This is a genomic window from Sphingomonas hengshuiensis, from assembly GCF_000935025.1.
GTDB lineage: Bacteria > Pseudomonadota > Alphaproteobacteria > Sphingomonadales > Sphingomonadaceae > Sphingomonas > Sphingomonas hengshuiensis.
In genome coordinates this window covers 2,117,450-2,141,897 of record NZ_CP010836.1, presented here as the reverse complement: position 1 = coordinate 2,141,897, position 24,448 = coordinate 2,117,450, and the positions used below count along the sequence as shown (strand labels likewise).

Sequence of the window (24,448 nt, the reverse complement as noted above, 5' to 3'; positions counted from 1 at the left end):
TGCCGCGGGCGTTCCGCTCAGCCTTCGGGCGGGAGCGGCGTATCCTCGGGCTTTTCGAGCTGGAGGCCGTGTTTGAGCAGCATCGGGATGTTGAGCATCGCGAACACCAGGGTCAGCGGGATCACGCCCCAGGTCTTGAACGTCACCCACTGGTCCCAGGTAAGGACGTGGCGCATCGCTTCGTTGAGCACTGCCATCGCGACGAAGAACAGCGTCCAGTTGATCGTCAGCAGCCGCCAGCCGCTCGCCGACAGCCCCGGATAGGCGGTCTCCAGCAGCGACTGGAGCAGCGGCTTGTCGGTCGCGAGGCCATAGCCGAGGATCACCGCGAACATCGTATAGACAATCGTCGGCTTCATCTGGATGAAGCTCTGATCGTGGAAATAGATGGTCAGCGCGCCGAAGGGCAGGACCAGCGCGGCGGTGATCCACAGCATCGGCGAGACATGCTTCGCCTTCCACCAGGACAGCAGCATGGCGGCGACCATCGCGACCATGAAGGCGGCGGTGGCGGTGATGATCCGCTGGATCTGGAGGCCCGGCGCATAGCTGTTGACGAGAAAGAACACCGCGAGCGGGCCGAAGTCGATCAGCATCCGCAGACCGGGCGAAAGTGGCGAACGTTGCCTAGCCATGCGTCAATTCCTCTACGCCCGCGATGATCCGGGCCACTTCGTTTGCGTCGAACGGGCGCAGGTCGTCGACCTTTTCGCCCACGCCGATCGCGTGGATCGGCAGCCCATATTTCTCCGCCGCGGCGACCAGCACGCCGCCGCGCGCGGTGCCGTCGAGCTTGGTCATCACAAGGCCCGTGACGCCGGCGACTTCCTTGAAAACCTCGATCTGGTTCAAGGCGTTCTGGCCCGTTGTTGCGTCGAGCACGAGCACCACGTCGTGCGGCGCCGCCGGGTTGATCCGGCCCAGCACGCGGTGAATCTTGGCGAGTTCGTCCATCAGTTCGCGCTTGTTCTGGAGCCGCCCGGCGGTGTCGACGATCAGCACGTCGATCCCGGTCGCCGTCGCCTGCTTGACCGCCTCGAACACGATCCCCGCCGCGTCGCCACCCTCGGCGCCCGACACGATCGGCACGCCGATCCGCTCGGCCCAGGTGCGAAGCTGGCCGATGGCGGCGGCGCGGAAGGTGTCGCCGGCCGCGACCATCACGCTATAATCCTGTTCTTTCAACAGGTTGGCCAGCTTGGCAATCGTCGTGGTCTTGCCCGATCCGTTGACGCCAATCACCAGCATCACCTGTGGCCGCGGAAACGCCTCGACCTCCAGCTTGCGCGCGACGGGGGCGAGGACCTTCTCGATCTCCTCCGCCACGATCAGGCGGATGCCCAGTTCCTCGAGATTACGCTCGAACTGCCCCTCGGCCAGCCGGGCGCGGATGCGCGCGGCGGTGGCGGGGCCGAGGTCCGACGCGATCAGCGCCTCCTCGATCTCGTCGAGCGTCGCCTCATCCAGACGCGCGCCCGACAGCCCGGCTAGGTTGCCGAGCAGCCGGTCCGAGGTCTTGCGAAAGCCGCCGAGCAGCTTTTCGTGCCAGGTGGTGGTCATGCGATCAGCTTTCCGTCGTGTACGGCGGCGATGGTCACGGTCACTATGTCTCCGATTCGGACGGGCGCGAGGCGGATCTCGGCGAAGTTCGCGGCATGGCCACGGTCGCCGGGTCGCTCGACCAACAGGGTTTGCGCAGTCCCGACAAGGCTTTGCAACCAGCGTTCGCGGCGCCGTGCCCCGGCCTCGCGCAGCCGGGCGGCGCGGGCGCGGACGATGTCGGGCGCGACCTGCGGCATCCGTGCGGCGGGGGTGCCGGTGCGGGGGCTATAGGGGAAGATGTGCGCGTGGACGATGTCGCAATCGTCGATCAGCGCCAGCGTGTTGGCGAACATCGCCTCATCCTCGGTCGGGAAGCCCGCGATCAGGTCTGCGCCGATCGCGATTTCGGGACGTGCCGCCTTGAGCCGCTGGACCAGCGCCACGGCATCGGCGCGGGCGTGGCGGCGCTTCATCCGCTTGAGCACCAGGTCGTCGCCCGCCTGGAGCGAGAGGTGGACATGCGGCATCACGCGCGGCTCCTGCGTCAGCAGCGCGAACAGCCGGTCGTCGATCTCGACGCCGTCGAGCGACGACAGCCGCAGGCGGCGCAGATGCGGGACGTGCGTCAGGATGCGCTCGACCAATTGCCCCAGGCTGGGCGCGCCGGGCAAATCGGGGCCATAGCTGGTCAGGTCCACCCCGGTCAGCACCACCTCGCCATGCTGCTCGGCCAGCGCGGCGATGCGGTCGATCGCGGCGCCCGTGGGGACCGAGCGGCTGTTGCCGCGCCCGAACGGAATCGCGCAGAAGGTGCAGCGATGGTCGCAGCCATTCTGGACCTCGACGAACGCGCGGGCATGCGTCGAGAAGCTGGCGGCGAGGTGCGGCGCGGTGTCGCGGACGGCGGCGATATCCTGCACCAGCACCGCCGCATCGCTGGCCCAGGCGGCGGGGAGCAGCTTTTCGGCATTGCCGATCACGCGATCGACTTCGGGCATCGCGGCAAAGGCGGCGGGATCGATCTGGGCGGCGCATCCGGTGACGACCAGCTCGGCGCCGGGGCGCTCGCGGCGCGCGCGGCGGATCGCCTGGCGCGTCTGCTTGACGGCTTCGTTGGTCACTGCACAGCTATTTACCACCACTGTATCGCGTCCGGCCAGCAGCGCGCGGATCGACTCCCCCTCTGCGAGGTTGAGGCGACAGCCCAGATTCACAATATGCGGAGCGAAGGATGGCATTGGCGAGCGATCTAGGGACCGGGAGCCCGGAAGTCCAACCGAAGGCGCGCACCGTGCTGTCCTTCTGGTTCGAGGCGCTGAGCCCCGAACAGCATTTCACTCGGTCGGATTCGGTCGATACGGCCATTCGCGAGCATTTCGGCGCGCTGCGCGAAGAGCTGCTCGCGACGCGCGCGGAGGGGTGGCGCGACGATCCCCAGAGCCTGTTGGCCGCGGTGATCGTGCTCGACCAATTCTCACGCAACCTGTTCCGCGACGATGCGGAGGCGTTTGCCGCCGATCCGCTGGCGCTGGAGTTGGCCGAGGGCGCGATCGATCGCGATTGGGATGCGGCGCTGCCGCCGGAGCAGCGCATGTTCCTCTATATGCCGTTGATGCACGCCGAGGACCCGGCGGTGCAGGCCGAGAGCGTGCGGTGCTTTACGGCGCTGGGGCTCGACTCACCGCTCGAGTTTGCCCGGCAGCATGCGGAGGTGATCGCCGATCATGGCCGGTTCCCCGGGCGCAACGCCGCGCTGGGCCGCGAATCGACACCTGCCGAGCGGGAATATCTCAGCCGGCCAGACGTTGACTGGTAGGCGTCGCCGGTCCGGCTTCGCTGCGGCTGGGCTGAAGCAGCAGGCGGCGTTCGGCGAGCAGCCGACGCGCGCCGTTGGCGGATAGCGGGCGGCCATAATGCCAGCCCTGCGCCTTGGCACAACCGAGCGCGCGCAGCCGTTCCTCGATCGCGGCATCCTCGACCCCCTCGGCGGTGATCGGCAGCTTCAGGCTTTCGCCCAGGCTGATGATCGCATGGACGATCGCCGCCGAATCGGCGCTGTGGTTGAGCGACAGGATGAAGCTCTTGTCGATCTTGATCCGGTCGAACGGCAGCGCGCGCAGATGCGCAAGGCTCGAATAGCCGGTGCCGAAATCGTCGAGCGCCAGCCGGACGCCCTGGTTCTTCAGGCTGCCGACGATCGATTGCGCCAGCGCCAGATTGTCGAACAGCGCGCTTTCGGTGATTTCGACTTCGAGCCTGTTCGGGGGAAAGCCCGTTTCGGTCAGCACCTTGATGATCTTCTGCGCCAGCCATGCGTCGCGTAACTGCCAGGGCGAGATGTTGATCGACAGCGTCAGCGACGGGTCCCAGTCGCGCGCCGCCACGAACGACTGGCGCATGATCGACAGCGACAGCTCGGCGATCATCCCGGTTTCCTCGGCGATCGGGATAAACAATTCGGGGCTGATCAGCCCGCGCGTCGGATGTTCCCACCGCGCCAGCACTTCGAACCCGTGCAGCCGCCCGGTCGACAAATCGATCTGCTGTTCGAAATAGGGCACGATCTCGTGCCGCGGGATCGCCAGCCGCAACCCGCTTTCCAGTTCGTTGCGGACCTGAAGCTCGCGCTCCATCGAGTGATCGAACCAGGCGAAGCGATTGCGCCCCGATTTCTTCGCGGCGTACATCGCGATGTCGGCGGAGCGGATCAGCGCGTCGATGCTCGAGCAATCGAAATCCGAGCGCGCAATGCCGAGCGAGCAGGAAATGTGCAGCCGCAGCCCCTCCGCCTCGAACGGCTGTGCCATGCGGTTCACCAGCTTCTCGGCGATCCGCTCGACGGTGCCCGGCTCGGCGGCGTCGAACAGGAAGCCGCACGAGAATTCGTCCCCGCCCAGCCGCGCGGTGAGCGCGACCGGCGGCATCATCGACGCGATCTCGCTCGCCACCGCGCGCAGCAGCGCGTCGCCGATGGCGTGGCCGTGCATGTCGTTGATCGTCTTGAAATGATCGAGGTCGAGCATGAACAGCGCCATCGCCTTGCGGCGCCGGTTCGCGCGGACGAACATCGCGGCGCCTTCCTCCGCCAGGCTGCGGCGATTGAGGAAGCCGGTCAGCGGATCGCGCGACGCGAGCTGGTGCGCGCGTTCCTCGGCGGCGGCGCGGATGTTGATTTCCTCGCTCAGCGCGGCATGGCGACGCCAGCCGAACAGGATCAGCGCGACGTTGAGCAGCAGCGCGATGACCAGCGTGCGATCCGCGGGCGCACCGCCCTGCAGATAATGCTGGAGCGTCGTCGACAGCACCGAGCTGCCCGTGCCGATGAACAGCAGGATCGCGGCGACGCTGATCGCCCCGGTCAACAGGTTCGCGCGTGGCGAGATGGCGTGCGTGTCCCCGTCCTCGTCCCGTTCCAGCAGCATTGCCGGCAGCGCTCCCCGCGAAATCATGTCCTGCTTTTGCGCCCGGAGAGTGTAGATCGGGTTAAGTGCGGAAGCATTTCGGCAACATTCGCAGCGCGCGCGCCCGGTTGCATTCTGCGCCGCATCTCGCTATGCGCGCCTCCAACCGTTCCGAAAGGGACGTAAAGCGACGCCCCGCGTGGTGACGCCGGCCGACGAGGTTTCGTCCGCCGGCGCGTTTTGCGTTTCGGAGGTGCGTTGCGAAGTGGAGTGATCAGGACGTCATGTTCGAAAGTCTGAGCGATCGGTTAGGCGGCGTTTTCGATCGCCTGCGCGGCCGTGGCGCGCTGACCGAGGCGGATGTCCGCACCGCGATGCGCGAAGTGCGGATCGCGCTGCTGGAGGCGGATGTCGCCTTGCCGGTGGCGCGCGATTTCGTCGAGAAGGTCACCGAGCTGGCGGTCGGCCACCAGGTGCTGCGCTCGATCACGCCGGGGCAGCAGGTCGTCAAGATCGTCAGCGACGCGCTGGTCGAGATGCTCGGCTCGGACACCGCCGAGCTTGAGATTGCGGTCACGCCGCCCGCGGTGATCATGCTGGTCGGGCTTCAGGGCTCGGGCAAGACCACGACGACCGCGAAGCTTGCCAAATTGCTGAAGAAGCAGGGCAAGAAGGTGATGATGGCGTCGCTCGACGTCAATCGTCCCGCCGCGCAGGAACAGCTTGCGGTGCTGGGCACCCAGACCGAAGTCATAACGCTGCCGATCGTGGCCGGCCAGACCCCGGTCGATATCGCCCGCCGCGCGATGCAATCGGCGAAGCTCCAGGGTTTCGACGTGCTGATGCTCGATACGGCGGGCCGTCTGCACGTCGATCAGGCGCTGATGGACGAGATGAAGGCGGTGGCGGACATCGCCAACCCGGCCGAAATCCTGCTCGTCGTCGACTCGCTCACCGGCCAGGACGCGGTCAACGTCGCGTCGAACTTCTCCGAACAGGTGCCGCTGACCGGCGTGATCCTGACGCGGATGGACGGCGATGCACGCGGCGGCGCTGCGCTGTCGATGCGCGCGGTCACCGGCAAGCCGATCAAGTTTGCGGGCATGGGCGAGAAGCTCGACCAGATTGAGCCGTTCCACCCGAAGCGCGTCGCCAGCCGCATCCTGGGCATGGGCGACGTCGTCAGCCTGGTCGAGCGCGCCGCCGAGGCGATCCAGGAGGAAGACGCCGAGCGCATGGCGAGCCGGCTCGCCAAGGGCCAGTTCGACATGAACGACCTGCGCAGCCAGTTGCAGCAGATGCGCCGCATGGGCGGGCTGGGCGCGCTGGCCGGGATGATCCCCGGCATGAAGAAGGCACAGGCCGCGATGGCGGGCGGCGCGGTGGACGAAAAGATCCTGCTGCGCATGGACGCGATGATCACGTCGATGACGCCCAAGGAGCGCGCCAAGCCCGAGCTGATCAACGCCAAGCGCAAGATCCGCGTCGCCAAGGGCAGCGGAACGACCGTGCAGGACGTCAACAAGCTGCTCAAGATGCACCAGGAAATGCAGACCGCGATGAAGCGGCTGAAGAAGATGGGCGGATTGAAGGGCGTGCTGGGGATGCTCGGCAAGGGCGGTCCCGCGGGCGGCATGGCGGGGCTCGGCAATGCGCTGGGCGGCGCCGACATGGGCGACATGATGGGCAAGCTGGGCGGGCCGAACCTGCCCCCCGGCTTCGAAAACTTTGTGAAGAAAAAGAAATAACCTCTTAAAAACCAATAGTTCAGAAGGAAGATTAATGGCTCTCTCTATGCGTCTCTCGCGCGGTGGTTCGAAGAAGCGTCCCTATTACCGGATCGTGATCGCCGATGCCCGCAGCCCCCGCGACGGCAAGTTCATCGAAAAGATCGGCACCTATAACCCGCTGCTCGCCAAGGACGACGAGAAGCGCATCGTGCTCGACGGCGAGCGCGCCACGCATTGGCTGAGCGTCGGTGCGCAGCCGACCGACCGCGTCGCCCGCTTCCTCGATGCCGCCGGGCTGAAGGAGCGTGCTGCACGCGCCAACCCGAACAAGGGCAAGCCGGGCGAGAAGGCCGTCGAGCGTGCCGAAGAGCGCGCCGAGAAGCTGAAGGCCGCCGAGGAAGCCGCTGCCGCTGCATCGCAGGCCGAAGCCGAAGCCGTGGTTGCCGCCGAAGTCGAAGCCGCGACCGAGACGTCGACCCCGGAAGCCGAGCAGGTCGCCGAGGCGACTGCCGAGCAGACTCCGCCGACCGAAGGTTGAGCCATTTGCGGGCCATCGTGCGTTTCGAGGGGGTAACCCCATGAAAGGACTGCACGATGGCCAGCAAACCCGAAACCGGACCGGACACCCAGGATCGTGAAGAACCGGGAAGCACCAGCACCAACCCCGGCGGCGTCAGCACCGACGCCCCCGCGGAAGGCGCCGACGACACCCCCGGCGAGCAGCCCGGATCGCCGCAAGGCTGATCGCGCGGTCACGCTCGCCGCGGTGATCGGCGCGCACGGGATTGGCGGCGAAGTCCGGTTGAAGGTCTTCGCCGACGATCTGTCGAGCTATGCGTCGTTCAACGACGGCGCGTTGACGCTCAAGTCGCTGCGCCCCGGATCGAACGGGGCGATCGCGCGGTTCGCGGAGATCGCCGACCGCAACGCCGCAGAGGCGATGCGCGGCACCGCGCTGACGGTGCCGCGCGCGTCGCTGCCGCCGCTGGGCGACGGCGAATATTATCATGTCGACTTGCTGGGGCTCCCCGCAGTCTCGTCCGAGGGCGAGGCGCTGGGGGTGGTCGTGGCGATCGACAATTTCGGCGCGGGGGACGTGCTGGAGATCGAACGCCCGGGCGGCGACGACGGCAAGGCGGGCAAGCGCTTCATGGTGCCGATGCGCCCCGAGGCGGTGCCCGAATGGGATGCCGATCGGCTGGTGATTTCCGTCGAGTTCGTCGAATAGGCGTTTGACATAACCGGATGGTTATCATAACCGTCGGGTTATGGATGAGTCGCTCGACCGAAAATTTGCTGCCCTGGCCGATCCCACCCGTCGCGCGATCCTGGCGCGGCTGGCGCAGGGCGAGGCGTCGGTTGCCGATTTGGCCGCGCCCTTTGCGATGAGCCAGCCGGCCATCTCAAAACATCTCAAGGTTCTCGAAACCGCGGGGCTGATCGAGGCCGGGCAGGCGGCCAAGTCGCGCCCGCGCCGGTTGAAGCGCGAGGCGATCGCCGCCCCCGCCAAATGGCTGGAGATGCTGGGGGGCGATTGGGACGCGAAGTTTGATCGCCTCAACGCCTATCTTTCGACGTTGAATGAGGGAGAGACGCATGACTGACGCCCGTACTGTGCCCGTTTTCATGATCCAGCGCCGGTTCGCCGCGCCGATCGAGCGCGTGTTCGATGCATGGGCGGACCCCGTCCAGATGGAGAAATGGTCGGGCCCTACGGGCTCGCAGGTCACCGTCTTGCGCGGCGGCATCGCGGCGGGCGAGACGCTGCACGCGCGCTCGGTCAGCGCCGAGGGGCAGGAGATGCACACGCTGGTCCGCTATCACGAGGTCAGCCGCCCGGATCGGCTGGTCTATGACCAGAGCTTCGCCGACGCCGAGGGCGCTATCGTCAAGGCGCCGTTCTTCGACGTCTGGCCGCGCGTGATGCGCACCGAGGTCGATCTTGCCGAGGACGAGGGCGGCACGCGCCTCACGCTGCGCTGGACCCCGGTCGACGCCACGCCCGACGAGGAAGCGATGTTCGCGAGCGTGATGGAGTCGATGACCGGCGGCTGGAGCGGCAGCTTCGACAAGCTCGACGCGTTCCTGGCGGGTTAGCGCCGGATCGGGCGCTGCCCGGCCAGCATGTTGCGGATCGTGGTGGCGGCCACCCCGGCTTCGCCCATGGCGTGGCTGATCTGGTCGAGCCCCTTGGCGACGTCGCCCGCCGCGAACAGCCCGGGGATCGAGGTGCGCTGGTGGTCGTCGACCTCCAGGCACCCGTCCTCGCTGGCCCGAGCGCCCGCCTGTACCGCGAGGTGCGAGCGGATGCGCGAGCCTAGTGCAGGATAGATGCTGTCGAACGCCATCCGCCCCTGCGCGGTGTCGAGCGCCAACGTCTCGCGCTCGATCGCATAGCCGTCGCACGGGCCATCGACTCGCGCAATCCCTGCGTCGTCGAGCGCCCGCGCGCAGCTATCGTCGAGGTCATGTTCGGCATCGGGTGCGATCAGCGTCACATCGGCGGTGAAGCCGCGCAGGAACAGTGCCTCGCGCATCCCGTGATCGCCGGTGCCGATCACGCCGACACGCTTGTCGGTGACTTCATAGCCGTCGCAGATCGGGCAATAGCGCAGCAGCCCGCGTGCGAGTGCCTCGTCGTGGAGCGCGTCGGGCATGTTCGGGCGGTGGTTGACGACGCCCGTGGCGAGCAGCACCGATCGCGCCTCCAGCTCGCGCTCTCCGATCAGCACGGCAAAGCCGGTGTCGGTGGCGCGTAGGCCTGTCACTTCGGCCTGTTCGCGGACGGCGCCATATTTCTCGGCCTGTTCGAGCATGCGCGCGAGCAGGTCCTTGCCGGAAATCCCCTCGGGATAGCCGGCATGGTTGTGGGTGCAGGGGATCAGCGCCGCGCGGCTCGACCCGCAATCGAACAGCCGGATCGAGAGATGGAAGCGCGCGAGATAGATCGCGGCGGTCAGCCCCGCCGGACCTGCGCCGATGATGATGCAATCGTCCATGGGTTGCGGGACGCGCGGGGGCGGGGGAGGTTCCTTGACGGCGTCAGGGGCCGTATATACATCGCGTATATACGGAGGCGACCATGACGAAGGAATATCGCGCCAGGACATTCAAATCGGGCAACTCGGTGGCGCTCCGGCTGCCCAAGGGGCTGGGCGTGAAGGAAGGCGAGGACGTGGTGCTCCGCGAGGAAGCGCAGGGGTTCAAGGTCGAGGTGGTGCCGGCCCTGCCAAAGAAAATCGACGTCAGCGGTTTCGCGGGCAAGATTCCGTGGCTCAAGCCTATACCGCCCGAAGATCGCCTGATCGAGGAGCGTGAACTTGACTGGGATGGAAAGCGCCTGAAGCGTGACTGATCCGCTGTACCTGCTCGATTCGAACATCTGTATCTATGTTCTTGCAGATTCCGCGGGCGCTGCGGCGCAACGGCTCGCGGCACAGTCCGAAGGGACAGTGGTGACGTCTGCGATCGTCTTTGCGGAAGTGCAGCGGGGATTGCCGCAGACGGACGCATCTGCGCAGGCCGCGGCTGCGGCGATGTTCAAGTCGGTGCCCGTCCTTCCTTTCGATGCAGCGGCCGGCGCGCGCTATGCAAGCGTGCCGTTCCGCCGCGCGCGCTACGATAGCCTGATCGCCGCGCACGCGCTTTCGCTGGGCCTTACCCTCATCACCAACAACGAACGCGATTTCGCCGACATTCCCGGCCTTCGCGTCGAGAACTGGACGCTGTGACTTTCGCCGCCACCATCGTTACGCTCTATCCGGAGATGTTTCCCGGCCCGCTTGGCATATCGCTGGCGGGCCGCGCGCTGCGCGAGGGGCGGTGGAGCCTCGATACCGTCCAGATCCGCGACTTCGCGATCGACAGGCACCGTACCGTCGACGACACGCCCGCAGGCGGCGGTGCGGGGATGGTGCTGCGCGCCGATGTGCTGGCGGCGGCGCTGGATAGCGTGGGGCCGGGCCGTCCGGTGCTGGCGATGACGCCGCGCGGGGCGCCGCTGACCCAGGCGCGGGTGCGCGCACTGGCGGCGGGGCCGGGGGCGGTGGTGCTGTGCGGCCGGTTCGAGGGATTTGACGAGCGCATCTTCGAGGCGCGCGAGATCGAGGAGGTGTCGATCGGCGACTATATCCTGTCTGGCGGCGAGATGGGCGCGCTGGTGCTGCTCGACGCTTGCATTCGGCTCGTTCCCGGCGTAATGGGCGCGCCTTCCAGCGGCATGGACGAGAGCTTCGAAACGGGGCTGCTCGAATATCCGCAATATACCCGACCTGTCGAATGGGAGGGGCGCACGATCCCCGAAGTGCTGCGATCGGGGGATCATGCGCGGATCGAGGCATGGCGGCGACGCCAGGCGGAGACCGATACACGGCTAAGGAGGCCGGACCTTTGGGAGCGCCATGAGGGCGCTCGGGTTCAGTCTCCCTCTGGCGCGCAGCGACGAACTAGGGACGAATGACATGAACGTCATCCAGACGCTCGAAGCAGAGCAGATCGCCAAGTTTCTTGGCACCAAGACCATCCCCGTTTTCCGCCCCGGCGATACGCTGAAGGTCGGCGTGAAGGTCGTCGAAGGCGAGCGCACCCGCGTCCAGAATTTCGAAGGCGTGTGCATCGCGCGTTCGAACAAGGGCATGGGTTCGAACTTCACAGTTCGCAAGATTTCGTTCGGCGAAGGCGTCGAGCGCGTCTTCCCGCTTTATTCGCCGAACATCGATTCGATCGAAGTCGTGCGCCGCGGCGTCGTGCGTCGCGCGAAGCTCTATTATCTGCGTGGCCGCACCGGCAAGTCGGCGCGTATCGCCGAGCGCCGCGACAATCGTCCGGCCAAGGCTGACGCCGCCGAGTAAGCGGTTCGCTTTTCGAGGTAGCGCGGGGCGCGGTGGCGATAGCTACCGCGCCCCGTTTCGTTTGGGGTTTCCCGGGCGTTCGTCATCCTGACGGAGGTCAGGATCCATTCGGGGCAACGGAAGGGGGTTTGCCTTGAGCGGAGGGGCGAATGGGTCCCCCGGACTCACGGAACAAGTGCACCACCTGCTAAGGTGATTGCGCGATGGGACGACATTACAGGCAGCTCAGCCTCGACGAGCGGATCGAGATATGCCGCCTTCATGAAGGCGGTATATCTTGCCGACAGATTGCCACCGCGATCGGGCGTGATCACACGACGGTCGGTCGGGAACTCAGGCGCAATAGCAAGCCGACCAAGGTCTGGCCCGGCGGCTATGCGCCCGGGCGTGCCCATAGGCTCGCGATCAGACGACGACGATGGGACTGCCGTTTCAAGCTGGCGCGCCAGCCGGACCTGCGAGATATCGTGAAGAACGGCCTTGCGATGGGATGCTCTCCCGAACAGATCGCCGGCCGACTGGCGCTTGAGCACGGTCGCACCATGGTCAGCCACGAGTCAATCTATCGATGGCAGTGTCAGGAATTTCGTGTGCGGGTGGGCGGATTGAACATTATGCCGCCATGGCTCTGATGAACCGCTCACCGAAGATAACGGCGAACTGTGCCTTGGCCATGGACCATTCCCGTGGTGGCATTTTCCACTCTTTTTCCGACCGGTTCAAGATCAGGTAGAGCAGCTTGGTGGCGGCCTCGTCGCTGGGGAAGTGCCCCCTGGCGCGGACGGCCCGTCTCAGCTTCGAGTTCAAGGCCTCGATCGCATTGGTCGTATAGACGATCCGGCGGACCTCGTCGGGGAAGGCGAAGAATGGGATCACCTCGGCCCATGCGCGCCGCCAGCTTTGGCCGATGGCGGGATAGCGGGTGCCCCAAGGCCCTGCCTCGAACGCCGTCAGCGCCTGTTCGGCGGCCTCGGCGCTGGGGGCGCGGTAGATTTCCTTGAGCGCCGTCGCCAGGCCCTTGCGGTCCTTCCAGGAGACGAAATCCATCGAGTTTCGCAGCAGATGGACGATGCACGTCTGCACGACCGCGTCGGGGAATACGGCGGTGATCGCCTCGGGAAAGCCTTTCAGCCCATCGACCACGGCCAGCAGGATATCTTCGGTGCCGCGGTTCCTGAGCTCGTTCATCACCCGCAGCCAGAATTTGGCACCTTCATTCTGCTCCAGCCACAGGCCGAGCACTTCCTTCGCGCCATCGGCGCGGACGCCCAGCGCGATGTGGATCGCCTTGTTGCGCACCATGCCTTCATCGCGGATCTTCACCCGGATCGCGTCGAAAAAGACAAGCGGATAGACCGGATCCAGCGGCCGCTGCTGCCAGCTGGCGACCTCGTCGAGCACCGCGTCGGTCACCGTGCTGATCAGGTCCGGCGAAGCGTCGATGCCGTACAACTCCTGGAGATGGCCGGCGATTTCCCGCGTGCTCATGCCCCGCGCATACATCGACACGATCTTCTCATCGAAGCCGGGAAACCGGCGCTGGTACTTGGCGATCAACTGCGGATCGAAGCTCGACTGACGGTCGCGCGGCACCGCAATCGAAAGGCTGCCGGTGTCGGTTATCACGGTCTTGCGGCCATAGCCGTTGCGCGTGTTGCCGGCACCGTCCTCGCCGGCGAGGTGGTGATCCATCTCCGCGTTCAACGCGCGCTCGGCCAGCGCCTTCTTCAGCGCATCCAGCAAGCCGCCGTGTTGCAGCGCCGCTGCCGCATCCCCGCCGGCCAGCAATTGGTCCAGCACTTCATCTGGTATCGTTGGTTCTTTGCGTCGGGCCATATCGGGTCTCCTTCTTACCCACTATGCCCGCCCGCACACGAAATTCCTGACACTGCCCTATCGATACGTCTATCATCGCTCGGCCCAGAAGGACTACTGGCACCGCCTTCTGCCCCGCTGCAAGGCAAGGCGCGGCCGCTATGGCCGCCAGGGCGGAAGCCCGGCCAGCTTCATCAAACAGCGCAGGCCGATCGGCGAACGCCCCCTCGAAGCCCGGGATCGCGCACAGCCGGGCCATTGGGAAGCCGACTATATGCTGTTCGCCCGATATGGGCACAATGTCCTCGTCCTGCACGAGCGCCACACACGCTACACCATCCTCGACAAGCCACCCCACCGCAGAGCCGAGCTGACCGCACGCCGGATCACACGCAGACTGCGCCATATCCCCCAGGATCTGCGCAGGACCATCAGCTTCGACAACGGCACCGAGTTCGCCGAACATCACCGCCTTCACGACAGCCTCGGCATCCAGACCTTCTTCTGCGATGTCCGAGCCCCATGGCAAAAGGGCGGTGTCGAAAACACCATCGGCCGACTGCGCCGAAGCCTGCCTCGCAAAACCGACCTCGACACCGTCAGCCACAGACAACTCCGTGCCTGTGCCGACCGGCTCAACAACATCCCCAGAAAATGCCTTGGCTTCCTCACACCCGCCGAGGCATTCTCCAAAATCTCAACCGGTGCACTTCAACCGTGAGTCCACATCGCCTTGTCGCCGCCGCCCAGCACGCGGCGCAAATCCTCCCAGCGGCGGTGGATCGTCGCGGCTGCCGAGCCGTAATCGGCGGGGGTGCCGCCTAGCTCGCGGCTTTTTTCCGAGAGCGCGTCGACGACACGGCGGCGTTCGGCGGCCATGTCGGCGAAGAATTCGGCGAAGCGCGCGGCGTCGGCGTGCTCGGCGGCCTGTTCATAGCCGCGAATGCTGTCGATCGTGGTGACGATCAGGTCGTCGAGCTTCGATATATCGGTGTTGGTGGACATGGCGCTCTCCCGTGGCTTTGCGATCCAGAACCGGGGCCGGGTGCAAAGGTTGCGGCGCGTAGCGGGCGAATGAGGGTTAGCGGCTTAACGCGCCCCTTTACCCGCGCCGCGTCCGCCGCAATAACGCACGCGCCGGGCACCCCGGCGTGTCGGAGGATTGGAATGCGCGGATGGTTGCTGGGCCTGGCTATGGTAGGGACGCCGTTGATGGCCGATAACGCGATCGCCCAGACCCGCGACCTTCCGCTCGAGCGCGTGTTCGCCAGCCCCGACCTGAACGGCCCGCAGCCCCGCGCGGCGCGCCTCTCGCCCGACGGCAAATACCTCACGCTGCTGCGCAACCGCCCCGACGAGAAGGAGCGGTTTGACCTGTGGGCGATGGATACGACCACCGGCGAATGGCGGATGCTGGTCGATTCCAAGAAGGTCGGCAGCGGCGCAGAACTGTCCGAAGCCGAGAAGATGCAGCGCGAGCGCGCGCGGATCGGCGGGAGCAAGGGCATCGTCGCCTATGACTGGTCGCCCGACGGCAAGACGATCCTGGTGCCGCTGGAGGGCGAGTTGTACCTCGCCTCGCTGGACGGAACGGTTCGCAAGCTCCCCGCCGGGGCGGGGCCGAAGCTCAACGCGGCGGTCAGCCCCGCAGGCCGCTTCGCCAGCTATGTCCAGGACCAGAACCTGATCGTGATGGACCTGAGCACCGGCGCGCCGAAGCGGATCACCGACGATGGCAAAGGCACGGTCCATTGGGGCGAGGCCGAATTCGTCGCGCAGGAGGAAATGGATCGCTTCTCCGGCTATTGGTGGTCCCCCGGCGACCGCTATGTCGCCGTCGAGCGCTTCGACGAGGCGCGGGTGGGGATCGTCACGCGCGCCGCGATCGGCGCCGAGCGGACCGACATCTTCCAGCAGCGCTATCCCAAGGCGGGGACGCCCAATGCGCTGGTCGAACTCTATGTGATGGACGCGGCGGGGCAGGGCCGGGTGAAGGTCGATCTGGGTACCGACACCGACATCTATCTCGCGCGCGTCGATTGGTCGCAGGACGGCAAGACGCTGTATGTCCAGCGCCAGAACCGTGCGCAGACGGTGCTCGACCTGCTCGCGGTCGATCCGGCGACCGGCAAGTCCAGCGTCGTCTTCACCGAGAAAGCAGCGGCGAAGAGCTGGATCAATTTGTCGAAGGCGCTGACGCCGCTGGCGGACGGTAGCCTGATCTGGTGGTCCGAACGCGACGGGCACGGGCATCTGTATCGCTTCAAGGCGGGCAAATGGACCCAGCTGACCAAGGGCGACTGGGAAGTGACTCCCGACGTGGCGGGCGTGGACGAGGCGACGGGCCGCGTCTTCTTCCTGGCGAACAAGGACGATGTGCTGGAGCGCCACGTCTATGCAGTCGATTATCGCAAGCCCGGCGCGGTGACGCGGCTGACCGAGGCGGGGTGGTGGAACAGCGCGACGATGGATGCGTCGGCCCGGCGGATGATCGTGTCGCGGTCGAACCCCGACCAGCCGGCGCAGGTCTATCTGGCCGACGCATCGGGCAAGCGGCTCGCCTGGGTCAACGAGAATGCAGTGACCGCCGCCGACCACCCCTATAACCCCTATCTCGCCAGCCATCGCACCCGCAGCTTCGGCACGGTCAAGGCCGAGGACGGGACGATTCTCCACTGGGAGATGATCACGCCCAAGCTGGAGCCGGGCAAGCGCTACCCGGTGTTCTTCCAGCATTATGGCGGCCCGCATTCGCAGACGGTCAGCCGCGCCTGGGGCGGGTCGCTCCAACAGTATCTCGTCGATCGCGGCTATATCTGGTTCCAGCTCGACAATCGGGGGTCGGCCAATCGCGGCGTGAAGTTCGAAAGCGCGATCTGGCAGGCGATGGGATCGGTCGAGGTCGCGGACCAGCTGGCCGGTGCGAACTATCTCAAGACGCTGGACTTCGTCGATCCGAAGGGGATCGTCACTTATGGCTGGTCCTATGGCGGCTATATGACGCTGAAGATGCTGGAGGCGGCACCCGGCGTGTTCGCGGCGGGCGTGGCGGGCGCGCCGGTGACGAAATGGGACCTGTACGACACCCATTATACCGAGCGCTATATGGGCGATCCGACCAAGGTGCCGGAGGCGTATAAGGCATCGGGCACGATCGCCGATGCCGCGAAGATCGCCGATCCGCTGCTGATCGTCCACGGCATGGCCGACGACAATGTCGTGCTGGAGAACACGACGGCGATGGCCGCCACGCTCCAGCAGGGCGCGGTGCCGTTCGAGATGATGCTGTATCCGGGCCACACCCACCGCGTCGGCGGGCCGGGGGTGAGCCAGCATCTGTGGAACACCATCCTGACGTTCCTCGCGCGCAACGGAGGCGCGAAATAGGCGCGGGGTCCGTAACGATACGGAGCCCGAACCAAATTATCGGGCGCAAAAGTCAGGCGGCGCCCGGTTCGTCCTAAAATGACGGGAAACCCATTGCTGCCCGACTTCCGTTGGCGCGGCGCACGAAAGGGCGTCCTGACGATGCAAATCCTGTCGAATCTCAAGATTTCCGTGAAGATATTGTTGCTCCTGGCGATGCTGGGCATCGCGATGATCGGTGTCGGCATTTACGGCATGAAGACGATCGGGGGCATCGACAACAATTACTCGACGCTCACCGACGTTAAACTGCCCGACACGATCCAGATCGCCCGCGCGAATCGCAAGACCGTCGAGATGGTTTATTCGGGCTATCAGGCGCTTGTCTATGACGGCGCCTCGCGCGAGGGGCAGGAAGCGGTCGAGAATGAGGCCAAGGCCTATGATGCTGCAGTAACGATCCTGTCTGACCTTCGGAAGGCCGAGCCCGAGGAGGCGACGCGGATCGACGACCTGCGCGCCCGGATCGATGCGCTGCACAAGCTGACGGGCGAGGCGGTCAAGCTGGGGAGCCAGAACCGCAACGACGAAGCGCGCGCGGACCTAGCCAAAGCCGACGTGGCGATGAAGGAATTCAGCAAGGCGGGCGTCGCTTATGCTGACGAGCGGATCGCGGCAGGCAAGAAGCTGTCCGGCGAGCTTTCCGCGGCGTCGGCGCAGGCCGGGATGATGATGATCGGCGTCAGCCTGGCCGCGCTCGCGGCGGCAATGGGCGTGGCGGCGTGGGTCGCCCAGGCGCAGATTTCGAAGCCGATCGCCCGGCTGCAGGATTCGATGCGCACGCTTGCCGACGGCAATAGCGACCTCGACATTCCGGGTACTGACCGCGGCGACGAAATCGGCGGCATGGCGCATTCGGTGCTGGTGTTCCGCGACGCGGCGCGCGAGCTGAAGCGCGTCGAGGCAGCCAAAGCCGTCGCCGATGGCGAACAGAAACTGGCGCTCGACACGCTCGAGGCGCAGCTCTCGCAACTCGCTGATGGCGATCTCTCGGCGTCGATCAGCATCAACCTGGCGCCCGAATATGCGGGGCTGAAGACCAACTTCAATTCGGCCGTGGCTGCGCTCCGCGACCTGATCGGCGCGGTCAAGGACAGCGCGGAGGCGATCTCCACCGGCGCCCGCGAAATCGCATCGGCATCGGAGGATCTCGCCCGCCGGACCGAGGGCAGCGCCGCCAGCCTGGAGGAAACCTCCGCTGCGGTGACCCAGATGGCAACGCGGCTGAAGAGCACGGCGCAGGCATCGACCCAGACGGTCGAGCGCGCCAACGGGGCGATCGCGGTGGTCGATTCGGGCCGCTCGATCGCCGACGAAGCGGTGCAGGCGATGGGCCGCGTGTCGGACAGCGCCAAGGGCATCGACAGCGTGATCGAGGGTCTCGACAAGATCGCGTTCCAGACTCGCGTCCTCGCGATGAACGCCGCGGTCGAAGCGGGCCGCGCGGGTGAGGCGGGCCGCGGGTTTGCGGTCGTCGCCGACCTGGTCTCTGCGCTGGCAATGCGCGCCGAGGAAGAGGCGGGCCGCGCGCGTGACCAGCTTACCGCGACGCAGACCGACATCGTCGCGGCAGTCGACATGGTCCGCCGGGTCGATACCGCGCTGGGCGACATCGTCGGCGACGTCAACGAAGTCCATGCGCTGCTCGAGACGATGGCGCGCGACAACCAGGTCCAGTCGGCGGCGGTGACCGAGGTTTCGACTGCGGTCGGCGCGATCGACCAGACGACGCAGCAGAATGCGGCGATGGTCGAGGAAACCTCGGCGGCGGCGCGCAACCTCAACACCGAAGTCGCCGCGCTCTCCGAACGCGCCGGGCGCTTCCGCACCGGCCACGATGCCCCGGCACCCGTCCGCCGCGTCGCCGCGCCGGTCAGCGTGATGCCCAAGGCGTCGTCCGCCGGCACCGTCGCCGCGGTCAAGCTGGGCCAGCATAGCGACGAATGGGCGAGCTTCTAACCGACGCTCCGCTTCCCTCGTGAACGACGTGCCCCCCGCCGCACCCGGCGGGGGGCATCGTCGCGTCCGGATACTTTGCATTTTTTTCGCGAAACGGGCTCGCAACGCAGGATTGTTTCTGCTAGCGGCGCGCCATGCTTCGAAAACGGCTCTCCGCTACGCGAATTAGCCCGCGCCCCTGACGGGCGCGAAAGCCGCGCTTTGGCGCGAAGCAGGGGAATGCACTCGCATTCCACCCCAAACTCCAACTAAAGGCACCCTTGCCGCCCGTTCCGGGCGGGCGGGTTGAAAGAGGTACTTATGGGCTACCGTGTCGTGGTCGCTGGCGCGACCGGCAATGTCGGGCGTGAAATGCTGAACATCCTGGCCGAGCGGGAATTCCCGATCGACGAACTGGCGGTCCTCGCCTCGTCGCGCTCGGTCGGCGATATGGTCGATTTCGGCGAGACCGGGAAACAATATAAGGTCCAGAATATCGAGCATTTCGACCCCGCCGGATGGGACATCGCGCTGTTCGCGATCGGTTCGGACGGTTCGGCGACCTATGCGCCCAAATTCGCGGCGGCGGGCTGTGTCGTGATCGACAATGCCTCGCTCTACCGGATGGACCCGGACATTCCGCTGATCGTCCCCGAAGTGAACCCCGACGCGATCGATGGCTATAAGAAGCGCAACATCATCGCGAACCCCAATTGCTCGACCGCGCAGATGGTGGTCGCGCTCAAGCCGCTGCACGACGCCGCGAAGATCAAGCGCGTCGTCGTGTCGACCTATCAGTCGGTGTCCGGCGCGGGCAAGGCGGGGATGGACGAGCTGTTCGAGCAGAGCCGCAACATCTTCGTCGGCGATCCGGCGGTGGCGAGCAAGTTCACCAAGCAGATCGCGTTCAACGTGATCCCGCACATCGACAGCTTCCTCGACGACGGCTCGACCAAGGAAGAGTGGAAGATGGTGGTCGAGACCAAGAAGATCCTCGATCCCAAGATCAAGGTGACCGCGACCTGTGTCCGCGTCCCCGTGTTCGTCGGCCATTCGGAATCGATCAACATCGAGTTCGAGAACGAGATTTCCGCCGAGGAAGCGCAGGACATTCTGCGCGAGGCGCCGGGGGTCATGCTGATCGATAAGCGCGAGGATGGCGGCTATATCACGCCGATCGAGTGCGTCGGCGAGTTCGCGACCTTCATCAGCCGCGTCCGCGAGGATTCGACGCTGGAGAACGGGCTGAACCTGTGGTGCGTCAGCGACAATCTGCGCAAGGGCGCGGCGCTGAACGCCGTGCAGATCGCCGAGCTGCTGGGGCGCCGGCATTTGAAGAAGGGGTAAGGGTGCCGCCCGGCGGAAGGGAATCGCATATCAGACAACACCTCGTCATCCTGACGAAAGTCAGGATCCATTCGGGGCTCCGTCTGCGCTTTTTCAACCAGCGCAGCGGCTGAATGGATCCCAGACTGCGCTGGGATGACGGTGTCTATGGGTTGCCCGAATCCAAAGGCGATTTCCTACCGACCGGCCGGCGGGGTTCAGTGCCCCGCCGCCGCCGGATCGGGCTTGGCGACCGGCCCCTTGGGGCGGCGCAGGAACAGCACCAGCGGCACCGACGCTGCGGTGATGACCGCCATCGCCCAGAAGTCGTTGAGATAGCCGATCATCATCGCCTGGCGATTGATCTCGGCATCCGCCATCGCCAGCACCGCCTCGCCCGATCCGCCCAGGATCTGGAGCAGATTGGGGTCCAGCGTCGCCAGTCTGTCGGCGGTGATGTTGGGCACCAGCGCGGCGTGGCTCACCTGGATCGAGCGCGCGAGCAGCGTCGTGACGATCGAGATGCCCACCGACGCGCCGATGCTGCGCGACAGGTTCATCAGCGACGATCCCTCGGTGCGCTGCTGCGGCGGGAGCGTGGCGAAGGCGATGCCGTTGAGCGGCATGAACACCAGCCCCATGCCGAGCCCCTGGAGGAAGCCCGATATGATGATCGGCGTGCTGCCCATTTCCAGCGACCAGTGCATCATCTGCCACAGCGAATAGGCCGCCAGCGTCATCCCCAGCCCGACCAGCCAGCGCGGATCGACGCCGCGCTGGGTCAGTTGCGCCGAAATCGCCATGGTCAGCACCACGCCCAGCCCGCGCGGCATCAGCAGCACGCCGGTATCGAACACCGAATGGCCATAGAGCGACTGGAGCATCGGCGGGAGCAGCGCCATCGTCGCCATCATCACCACGCCGATGACGAGCATGAAGAAGATCGCGGTGACGAGGTTGCGATTGCGCCACAGGTCGCGCTCGAACATCGGGTTCTTCGCCGTCGCCATGTGCACCGCGAACATCCACAGCGCGATGACCGCGAGCAGCATCTCGACCCAGATTTCGGTCGACCCCAGCCAATCCTCGCCCTGGCCGCGATCGAGCATGAGCTGGAGCGCGGAGATGCCGAGCGACAGCAGCGCGAAGCCGAAAAGGTCGAACGGTCGCTTGCGGATCGGGCGCGAGGGCAGGAGCCACCACAGGATCGCGACGCAGATCACGCCCAGCGGCAGATTGACGTAGAATACCCAGCGCCAGTCGAAATTATCGGTCAGCCAGCCGCCGATCACCGGGCCCATGATCGGCCCGACCATGATCCCCATGCCCCAGATCGACATGGCCTTGGCCTGGCGTTCGGGCGGGTTGATGTCGAGCAGCACCGTCTGGCTCAGCGGGTTCATGAACGCCGCCGATATGCCCTGGAGGATACGGAACGCCACCATTTGCGGCAGGCTCTGCGCCATGCCGCACAATGCCGATGCGAGGATGAAGCCGATCGTCGAGACCAGGAACAGGTTGCGCGACCCGATCCGGTCGGACAGCCATCCGGTGATCGGAATCGCGATCGCCGATGCGACGATATAGCTGGTCAGCACCCAGGTCACGGTATCCGCGGTCGCGCCCAGCGCTGTCTGCATGTGCGGCAGCGCGACGTTGGCGATCGTGGTGTCGAGGATCTGCATGATCGTCGCCAGCATCACGCCCAGCGTGAGCAGCCCGCGATGCGACACGGGCAGCGACGCGACTCCCGGCGGCGGGGCAACGGGCGCGGAGGGGCGGGCGGCGGTTGCCATTAGGGGCTTTCTAAGCGCCGCCCGTCGCGCGGCGGACAGGGGCGAGGGTCACTTGCACTTCGCGTTGAGATCGACGCTCACGTCGGACGACAGCCCGGCGATCAGCGGGCGCGGGCTGGGCTCGTCGATGAACAGCCGCACCGGCACGCGCTGCGTCACCTTGACCCAATTGCCATTGGCGTTCTGCGCCGGAAGCACGGCGAATTCGGAGCCGGTGCCTGCGCCGATCGACGCGACATGCGCCTTGAGCTTGAGCCCCTTATACGCATCGAAGCTGACCTCTGCGCATTGGCCGACGCGCATCTGGTTGAGATCGGTTTCCTTGAAATTCGCCTCGATCCACGAACGATCGCTGGTCACGATCGTCACGGCGGGAAGCCCGGTCATCATCATCTGCCCGACCTGGAGCCGGCTGGCCTGGCTGACGACGCCGTCGGCGGGGGCATAGACTTTGGTGCGGTTGAGATCGAGCAGCGCCTTTTCGCGCTGGACGCGCGCCGCCGCGAGCTGGGGGTTCTCGCCCGCCGATCCCGTGGCGAGTTTCGACCGCGCCTCGGCGGCGTCGGCCTGGGCGCTGGCCATCGTCGCGCGCGCCTGCTCCAGCGCATGCTGCGACTGTTCCAGCCGGGCGCGCGTGGTGAAGCCGCGCCGCATCAGCTCGGCCTGGCGGGCATAATCCTCCTGCGCGGCCTGGATCGTGTCGCGCGCGGCCTCGATATCGGCACCGGTGCCGGCATAGCTGGTCTGGAGCGTCTGATACTGGACCTGCGCGCCGGCGATCGCGGCGTCGGCGGAGGCGAGCGCGATGCGATAGGGATCGGGATCGATCTCGAACAACAGGTCGCCCTTCTTGACGCGCTGGTTCTCGCGCACGGCGACAGTGACGATGCGCCCGGCGACATCGGCGGACACCGATACCTTGTCCTGCTGGACATAGGCGTTGTCGGTCGACACGGTGCGTCCCGAAGTCAGCCAGAAAATGGCGACGATGGCGAGCAGGAGCGCGGGCACCCCGAACATCAGCAGCGGGCGGAGCAGCCGGCGCTTGCGGCGCGGCTCGATCTCCGGCTCGACCGGGGTCATCGTGATCGCTTCCGCCCCGGCGGTCGGGACCTTGGGGTCGGCATCAGCCATTGGCGGCCTCTTTGCTCTCATTCGCGGTAGACAGGTTGGATCGCACCACGCTCAGCGATGCGGACAGTTCCTCGCGCTGCTGCTGGTTGAGCCCCTGCAGCGCTTCTTCGAACATGTCGGCGGCGAGCAGGTGGAACGCGTCGAGCACCGGCCCGGCCTTGTCGGTGAGGTGAATGCGCCACGCCCGGCGATCGGCGGGGTCGCGGCGGCGCTCGACAAAGCCGCCTTCCTCCAGCCGATCGATCATCCGGCAGGCCGTGATCGGTTCGATTTCGAGCAACTCGGCGAGCTTTCCCTGGTTTATGCCTTCGTTGCGCGCCACGACCTTGAGCGTGCGCCACTGCGTCACGCTCGACCCGCTATTGCGGGCCCGTTCGTCGAAGCGACGGCGCATCAGGCGCGCGACATCGGAGATGAGAAAGCCAAGACTGTCGGTCATAGCGCGCAGATAATAAGCAGGCTTAGTAAATTCAACACGGAATGTTACCTAATGTTGCCGTGCAGCACGACCGGGCGCGTGAACCGGACGATGGGGAGCCTCGACGCGCCCCGCCGATCCATCATTATGCGCCGGTGCACCCACGAACAGTGGCTCGACACGACTGCGCTGCCCCGATACCGGACGGAGGATAACCCGAACGTCGTCAAACGCTGGATGGAAAAAACGTGGCCGACTTCCCGATTGAGACGCATCGCTTCGCCAGTTTCGACGGCACCGAGCTCGCCTGGACCGAGATGGGCGAGGGGCGGCCCGTGGTGCTGATCCACGGCTATTTCTCGACCGCCGAGGTCAATTGGATCAAGTTCGGCCATGCCGCGAAAGTGGCGGCGCAGGGGTGTCGCGTGATCATGCCCGATCTGCGCGCGCATGGGCTCAGCGCCAAGCCGCACGATCCCGCCGCCTATCCGCGCGACGTGCTGATGCACGACGGGCTGGCGCTGGTCGCGCATCTGGGGCTGACCGATTATGCGCTGGGCGGCTATTCGCTCGGGGCGCGGACGGTGGTGCGGATGCTCGCCAATGGCGCTGCGCCGGGGCGGGTGATCCTGTCGGGGATGGGCCTTACGGGTTTGATGGAGACCGAGGGGCGCGGCGAATATTTCCGGCGCGTGCTGACCAATCTGGGCAGCTTCGAGCGCGGCAGTTCGGAATGGCTGACCGAGGCGTTCCTGAAGACGACCAAGGGCGATCCGGAGGCGCTGCTGCTCATCCTCCAGACCTTTGTCGACACCCCGCGCGAGGCGATTGCAGCGATCGCGCAGCCGACGGTGGTGATCGCCGGGGACGAGGATTATGACAATGGATCGGCGCAGGACGTCGCGGCGCTGCTCCCGCACGGAATTTTCCGCGAAGTGCCGGGCACCCATATGAGCGCTGTGACCAAGCCCGAGCTGGGCGACGCGATGGCGGCCTTCCTGGCGGGTTGACGTGGGCGGGTTGACGGGGGCGGGGTGGCGGGCGAGTGTCGCGCCATCCATAGCTTCCCCAA

General features: G+C 66.1%; 24 protein-coding genes and 2 pseudogenes. 16 read left to right on the top strand and 10 right to left on the bottom strand.

Translation table 11 applies throughout. From position 1 onward, the window contains the following. Positions 1 to 17: 17 nt before the first annotated feature. From TS85_RS09420 to mtaB, 3 genes are read right to left on the bottom strand one after another with little or no spacing between them, the layout of a single operon-like run. Entirely contained in the window at positions 18 to 635 is a 618-nt protein-coding gene (locus TS85_RS09420) for a septation protein A (RefSeq protein WP_044331811.1), read from the bottom strand. Beyond that, positions 628 to 1,560: a signal recognition particle-docking protein FtsY gene (gene ftsY / locus TS85_RS09415; RefSeq protein WP_044331810.1), complete on the bottom strand. Its 933-nt coding sequence runs from the start codon at positions 1,558 to 1,560 to the stop codon at positions 628 to 630. Before ftsY ends, TS85_RS09420 begins: the two co-directional genes overlap by 8 nt. Next, a complete protein-coding gene (gene mtaB / locus TS85_RS09410) occupies positions 1,557 to 2,780 on the bottom strand; it encodes a tRNA (N(6)-L-threonylcarbamoyladenosine(37)-C(2))-methylthiotransferase MtaB (protein ID WP_044331809.1) in 1,224 nt (407 codons plus the stop codon). Before mtaB ends, ftsY begins: the two co-directional genes overlap by 4 nt. Here mtaB and TS85_RS09405 point away from each other — a divergent pair. Continuing rightward, positions 2,774 to 3,358 (top strand): DUF924 family protein, encoded by a 585-nt coding sequence (locus TS85_RS09405; protein ID WP_044336103.1) that lies wholly within the window; start codon positions 2,774 to 2,776, stop codon positions 3,356 to 3,358. The two genes, mtaB and TS85_RS09405, sit on opposite strands and share 7 nt — an antisense overlap. Here the strand turns inward: TS85_RS09405 and TS85_RS09400 are convergent. Next, positions 3,333 to 4,964 carry a putative bifunctional diguanylate cyclase/phosphodiesterase gene (locus TS85_RS09400; protein ID WP_044331808.1) on the bottom strand — a complete coding sequence of 544 codons (1,632 nt, stop codon included), beginning with the start codon at positions 4,962 to 4,964 and terminating at the stop codon, positions 3,333 to 3,335. The genes TS85_RS09405 and TS85_RS09400 overlap by 26 nt on opposite strands. Before the next feature lie 263 nt (positions 4,965 to 5,227). Between TS85_RS09400 and ffh the strand changes: the two genes are divergently transcribed. The 5 genes from ffh (at position 5,228) to TS85_RS09375 (ending at position 8,770) form a co-directional block, all read left to right on the top strand. Then, a complete protein-coding gene (gene ffh / locus TS85_RS09395) occupies positions 5,228 to 6,691 on the top strand; it encodes a signal recognition particle protein (RefSeq protein ID WP_044331807.1) in 1,464 nt (487 codons plus the stop codon). 34 nt (positions 6,692 to 6,725) lie between these two features. Next, positions 6,726 to 7,211, top strand: a complete 486-nt coding sequence (rpsP, locus tag TS85_RS09390; RefSeq protein ID WP_044331806.1) for a 30S ribosomal protein S16 — start codon at positions 6,726 to 6,728, stop codon at positions 7,209 to 7,211. Positions 7,212 to 7,307: 96 nt separating this feature from the next. Then, positions 7,308 to 7,901 (top strand): ribosome maturation factor RimM, encoded by a 594-nt coding sequence (gene rimM, locus TS85_RS09385; RefSeq protein WP_077228537.1) that lies wholly within the window; start codon positions 7,308 to 7,310, stop codon positions 7,899 to 7,901. A gap of 40 nt (positions 7,902 to 7,941) precedes the next feature. Beyond that, positions 7,942 to 8,277: an ArsR/SmtB family transcription factor gene (locus TS85_RS09380; protein ID WP_044331804.1), complete on the top strand. Its 336-nt coding sequence runs from the start codon at positions 7,942 to 7,944 to the stop codon at positions 8,275 to 8,277. Continuing rightward, a complete protein-coding gene (locus TS85_RS09375; RefSeq protein WP_044331803.1) occupies positions 8,270 to 8,770 on the top strand; it encodes an SRPBCC family protein in 501 nt (166 codons plus the stop codon). Before TS85_RS09380 ends, TS85_RS09375 begins: the two co-directional genes overlap by 8 nt. Here the strand turns inward: TS85_RS09375 and TS85_RS09370 are convergent. Further along, on the bottom strand, positions 8,767 to 9,672 hold the full coding sequence (locus TS85_RS09370) for an NAD(P)/FAD-dependent oxidoreductase (RefSeq protein WP_044331802.1): 906 nt from the start codon (positions 9,670 to 9,672) through the stop codon (positions 8,767 to 8,769). The genes TS85_RS09375 and TS85_RS09370 overlap by 4 nt on opposite strands. Before the next feature lie 83 nt (positions 9,673 to 9,755). Here TS85_RS09370 and TS85_RS09365 point away from each other — a divergent pair, with 83 nt between their 5' ends. From TS85_RS09365 to TS85_RS24585, 5 genes and pseudogenes are all read left to right on the top strand, one after another. Then, positions 9,756 to 10,028 carry an AbrB/MazE/SpoVT family DNA-binding domain-containing protein gene (locus TS85_RS09365; protein WP_044331801.1) on the top strand — a complete coding sequence of 91 codons (273 nt, stop codon included), beginning with the start codon at positions 9,756 to 9,758 and terminating at the stop codon, positions 10,026 to 10,028. Beyond that, positions 10,021 to 10,404, top strand: a complete 384-nt coding sequence (locus tag TS85_RS09360) for a type II toxin-antitoxin system VapC family toxin (RefSeq protein WP_044331800.1) — start codon at positions 10,021 to 10,023, stop codon at positions 10,402 to 10,404. Before TS85_RS09365 ends, TS85_RS09360 begins: the two co-directional genes overlap by 8 nt. Beyond that, positions 10,401 to 11,132 (top strand): tRNA (guanosine(37)-N1)-methyltransferase TrmD, encoded by a 732-nt coding sequence (trmD, locus tag TS85_RS09355; RefSeq protein ID WP_044331799.1) that lies wholly within the window; start codon positions 10,401 to 10,403, stop codon positions 11,130 to 11,132. Before TS85_RS09360 ends, trmD begins: the two co-directional genes overlap by 4 nt. Before the next feature lies 1 nt (position 11,133). Then, positions 11,134 to 11,523 carry a 50S ribosomal protein L19 gene (gene rplS / locus TS85_RS09350; protein WP_044331798.1) on the top strand — a complete coding sequence of 130 codons (390 nt, stop codon included), beginning with the start codon at positions 11,134 to 11,136 and terminating at the stop codon, positions 11,521 to 11,523. Positions 11,524 to 11,726: 203 nt separating this feature from the next. Further along, a pseudogene (locus tag TS85_RS24585) lies at positions 11,727 to 12,095 on the top strand (transposase); the annotation flags it as partial. A 40-nt stretch (positions 12,096 to 12,135) separates the two neighbouring features. Here the strand turns inward: TS85_RS24585 and TS85_RS09345 are convergent. Then, entirely contained in the window at positions 12,136 to 13,359 is a 1,224-nt protein-coding gene (locus tag TS85_RS09345; protein WP_044329672.1) for an IS256 family transposase, read from the bottom strand. A 58-nt stretch (positions 13,360 to 13,417) separates the two neighbouring features. Between TS85_RS09345 and TS85_RS24580 the strand changes: the two are divergent. Then, a pseudogene (locus tag TS85_RS24580) lies at positions 13,418 to 14,059 on the top strand (IS30 family transposase); the annotation flags it as partial. Here the strand turns inward: TS85_RS24580 and TS85_RS09335 are convergent. Continuing rightward, positions 14,050 to 14,343, bottom strand: a complete 294-nt coding sequence (locus TS85_RS09335) for a PA2169 family four-helix-bundle protein (protein WP_052507822.1) — start codon at positions 14,341 to 14,343, stop codon at positions 14,050 to 14,052. The pseudogene TS85_RS24580 and the gene TS85_RS09335 overlap by 10 nt on opposite strands. A 207-nt stretch (positions 14,344 to 14,550) precedes the next feature. Here TS85_RS09335 and TS85_RS09330 point away from each other — a divergent pair, with 207 nt between their 5' ends. The 3 genes from TS85_RS09330 (at position 14,551) to TS85_RS09320 (ending at position 20,049) form a co-directional block, all read left to right on the top strand. Beyond that, positions 14,551 to 16,725 (top strand): S9 family peptidase, encoded by a 2,175-nt coding sequence (locus TS85_RS09330; protein ID WP_227698735.1) that lies wholly within the window; start codon positions 14,551 to 14,553, stop codon positions 16,723 to 16,725. A gap of 141 nt (positions 16,726 to 16,866) precedes the next feature. Further along, the gene (locus TS85_RS09325) at positions 16,867 to 18,723 is read left to right on the top strand and encodes a HAMP domain-containing methyl-accepting chemotaxis protein (protein WP_044336101.1); all 1,857 of its coding nucleotides are present in this window, start codon (positions 16,867 to 16,869) and stop codon (positions 18,721 to 18,723) included. 300 nt (positions 18,724 to 19,023) lie between these two features. After that, positions 19,024 to 20,049 (top strand): aspartate-semialdehyde dehydrogenase, encoded by a 1,026-nt coding sequence (locus TS85_RS09320; RefSeq protein WP_044331792.1) that lies wholly within the window; start codon positions 19,024 to 19,026, stop codon positions 20,047 to 20,049. 197 nt (positions 20,050 to 20,246) lie between these two features. Here the strand turns inward: TS85_RS09320 and TS85_RS09315 are convergent, their stop codons facing one another. Genes TS85_RS09315 through TS85_RS09305 form a run of 3 tightly spaced genes read right to left on the bottom strand, consistent with a single transcriptional unit; the run spans position 20,247 to position 23,397 of the window. Continuing rightward, the gene (locus TS85_RS09315; RefSeq protein WP_044331790.1) at positions 20,247 to 21,824 is read right to left on the bottom strand and encodes a DHA2 family efflux MFS transporter permease subunit; all 1,578 of its coding nucleotides are present in this window, start codon (positions 21,822 to 21,824) and stop codon (positions 20,247 to 20,249) included. A 48-nt stretch (positions 21,825 to 21,872) separates the two neighbouring features. Further along, positions 21,873 to 22,958, bottom strand: coding sequence for an HlyD family secretion protein (locus TS85_RS09310; protein WP_044331789.1), 1,086 nt, complete (start codon positions 22,956 to 22,958; stop codon positions 21,873 to 21,875). Beyond that, the gene (locus TS85_RS09305; RefSeq protein WP_044331788.1) at positions 22,951 to 23,397 is read right to left on the bottom strand and encodes a MarR family winged helix-turn-helix transcriptional regulator; all 447 of its coding nucleotides are present in this window, start codon (positions 23,395 to 23,397) and stop codon (positions 22,951 to 22,953) included. The genes TS85_RS09310 and TS85_RS09305 overlap by 8 nt, the downstream gene beginning before the upstream one ends. A 227-nt stretch (positions 23,398 to 23,624) precedes the next feature. Here TS85_RS09305 and TS85_RS09300 point away from each other — a divergent pair, with 227 nt between their 5' ends. After that, complete coding sequence (locus TS85_RS09300; protein WP_044331786.1) at positions 23,625 to 24,386, top strand: alpha/beta fold hydrolase; 762 nt, start codon at positions 23,625 to 23,627, stop codon at positions 24,384 to 24,386. Positions 24,387 to 24,448 lie beyond the last annotated feature (62 nt).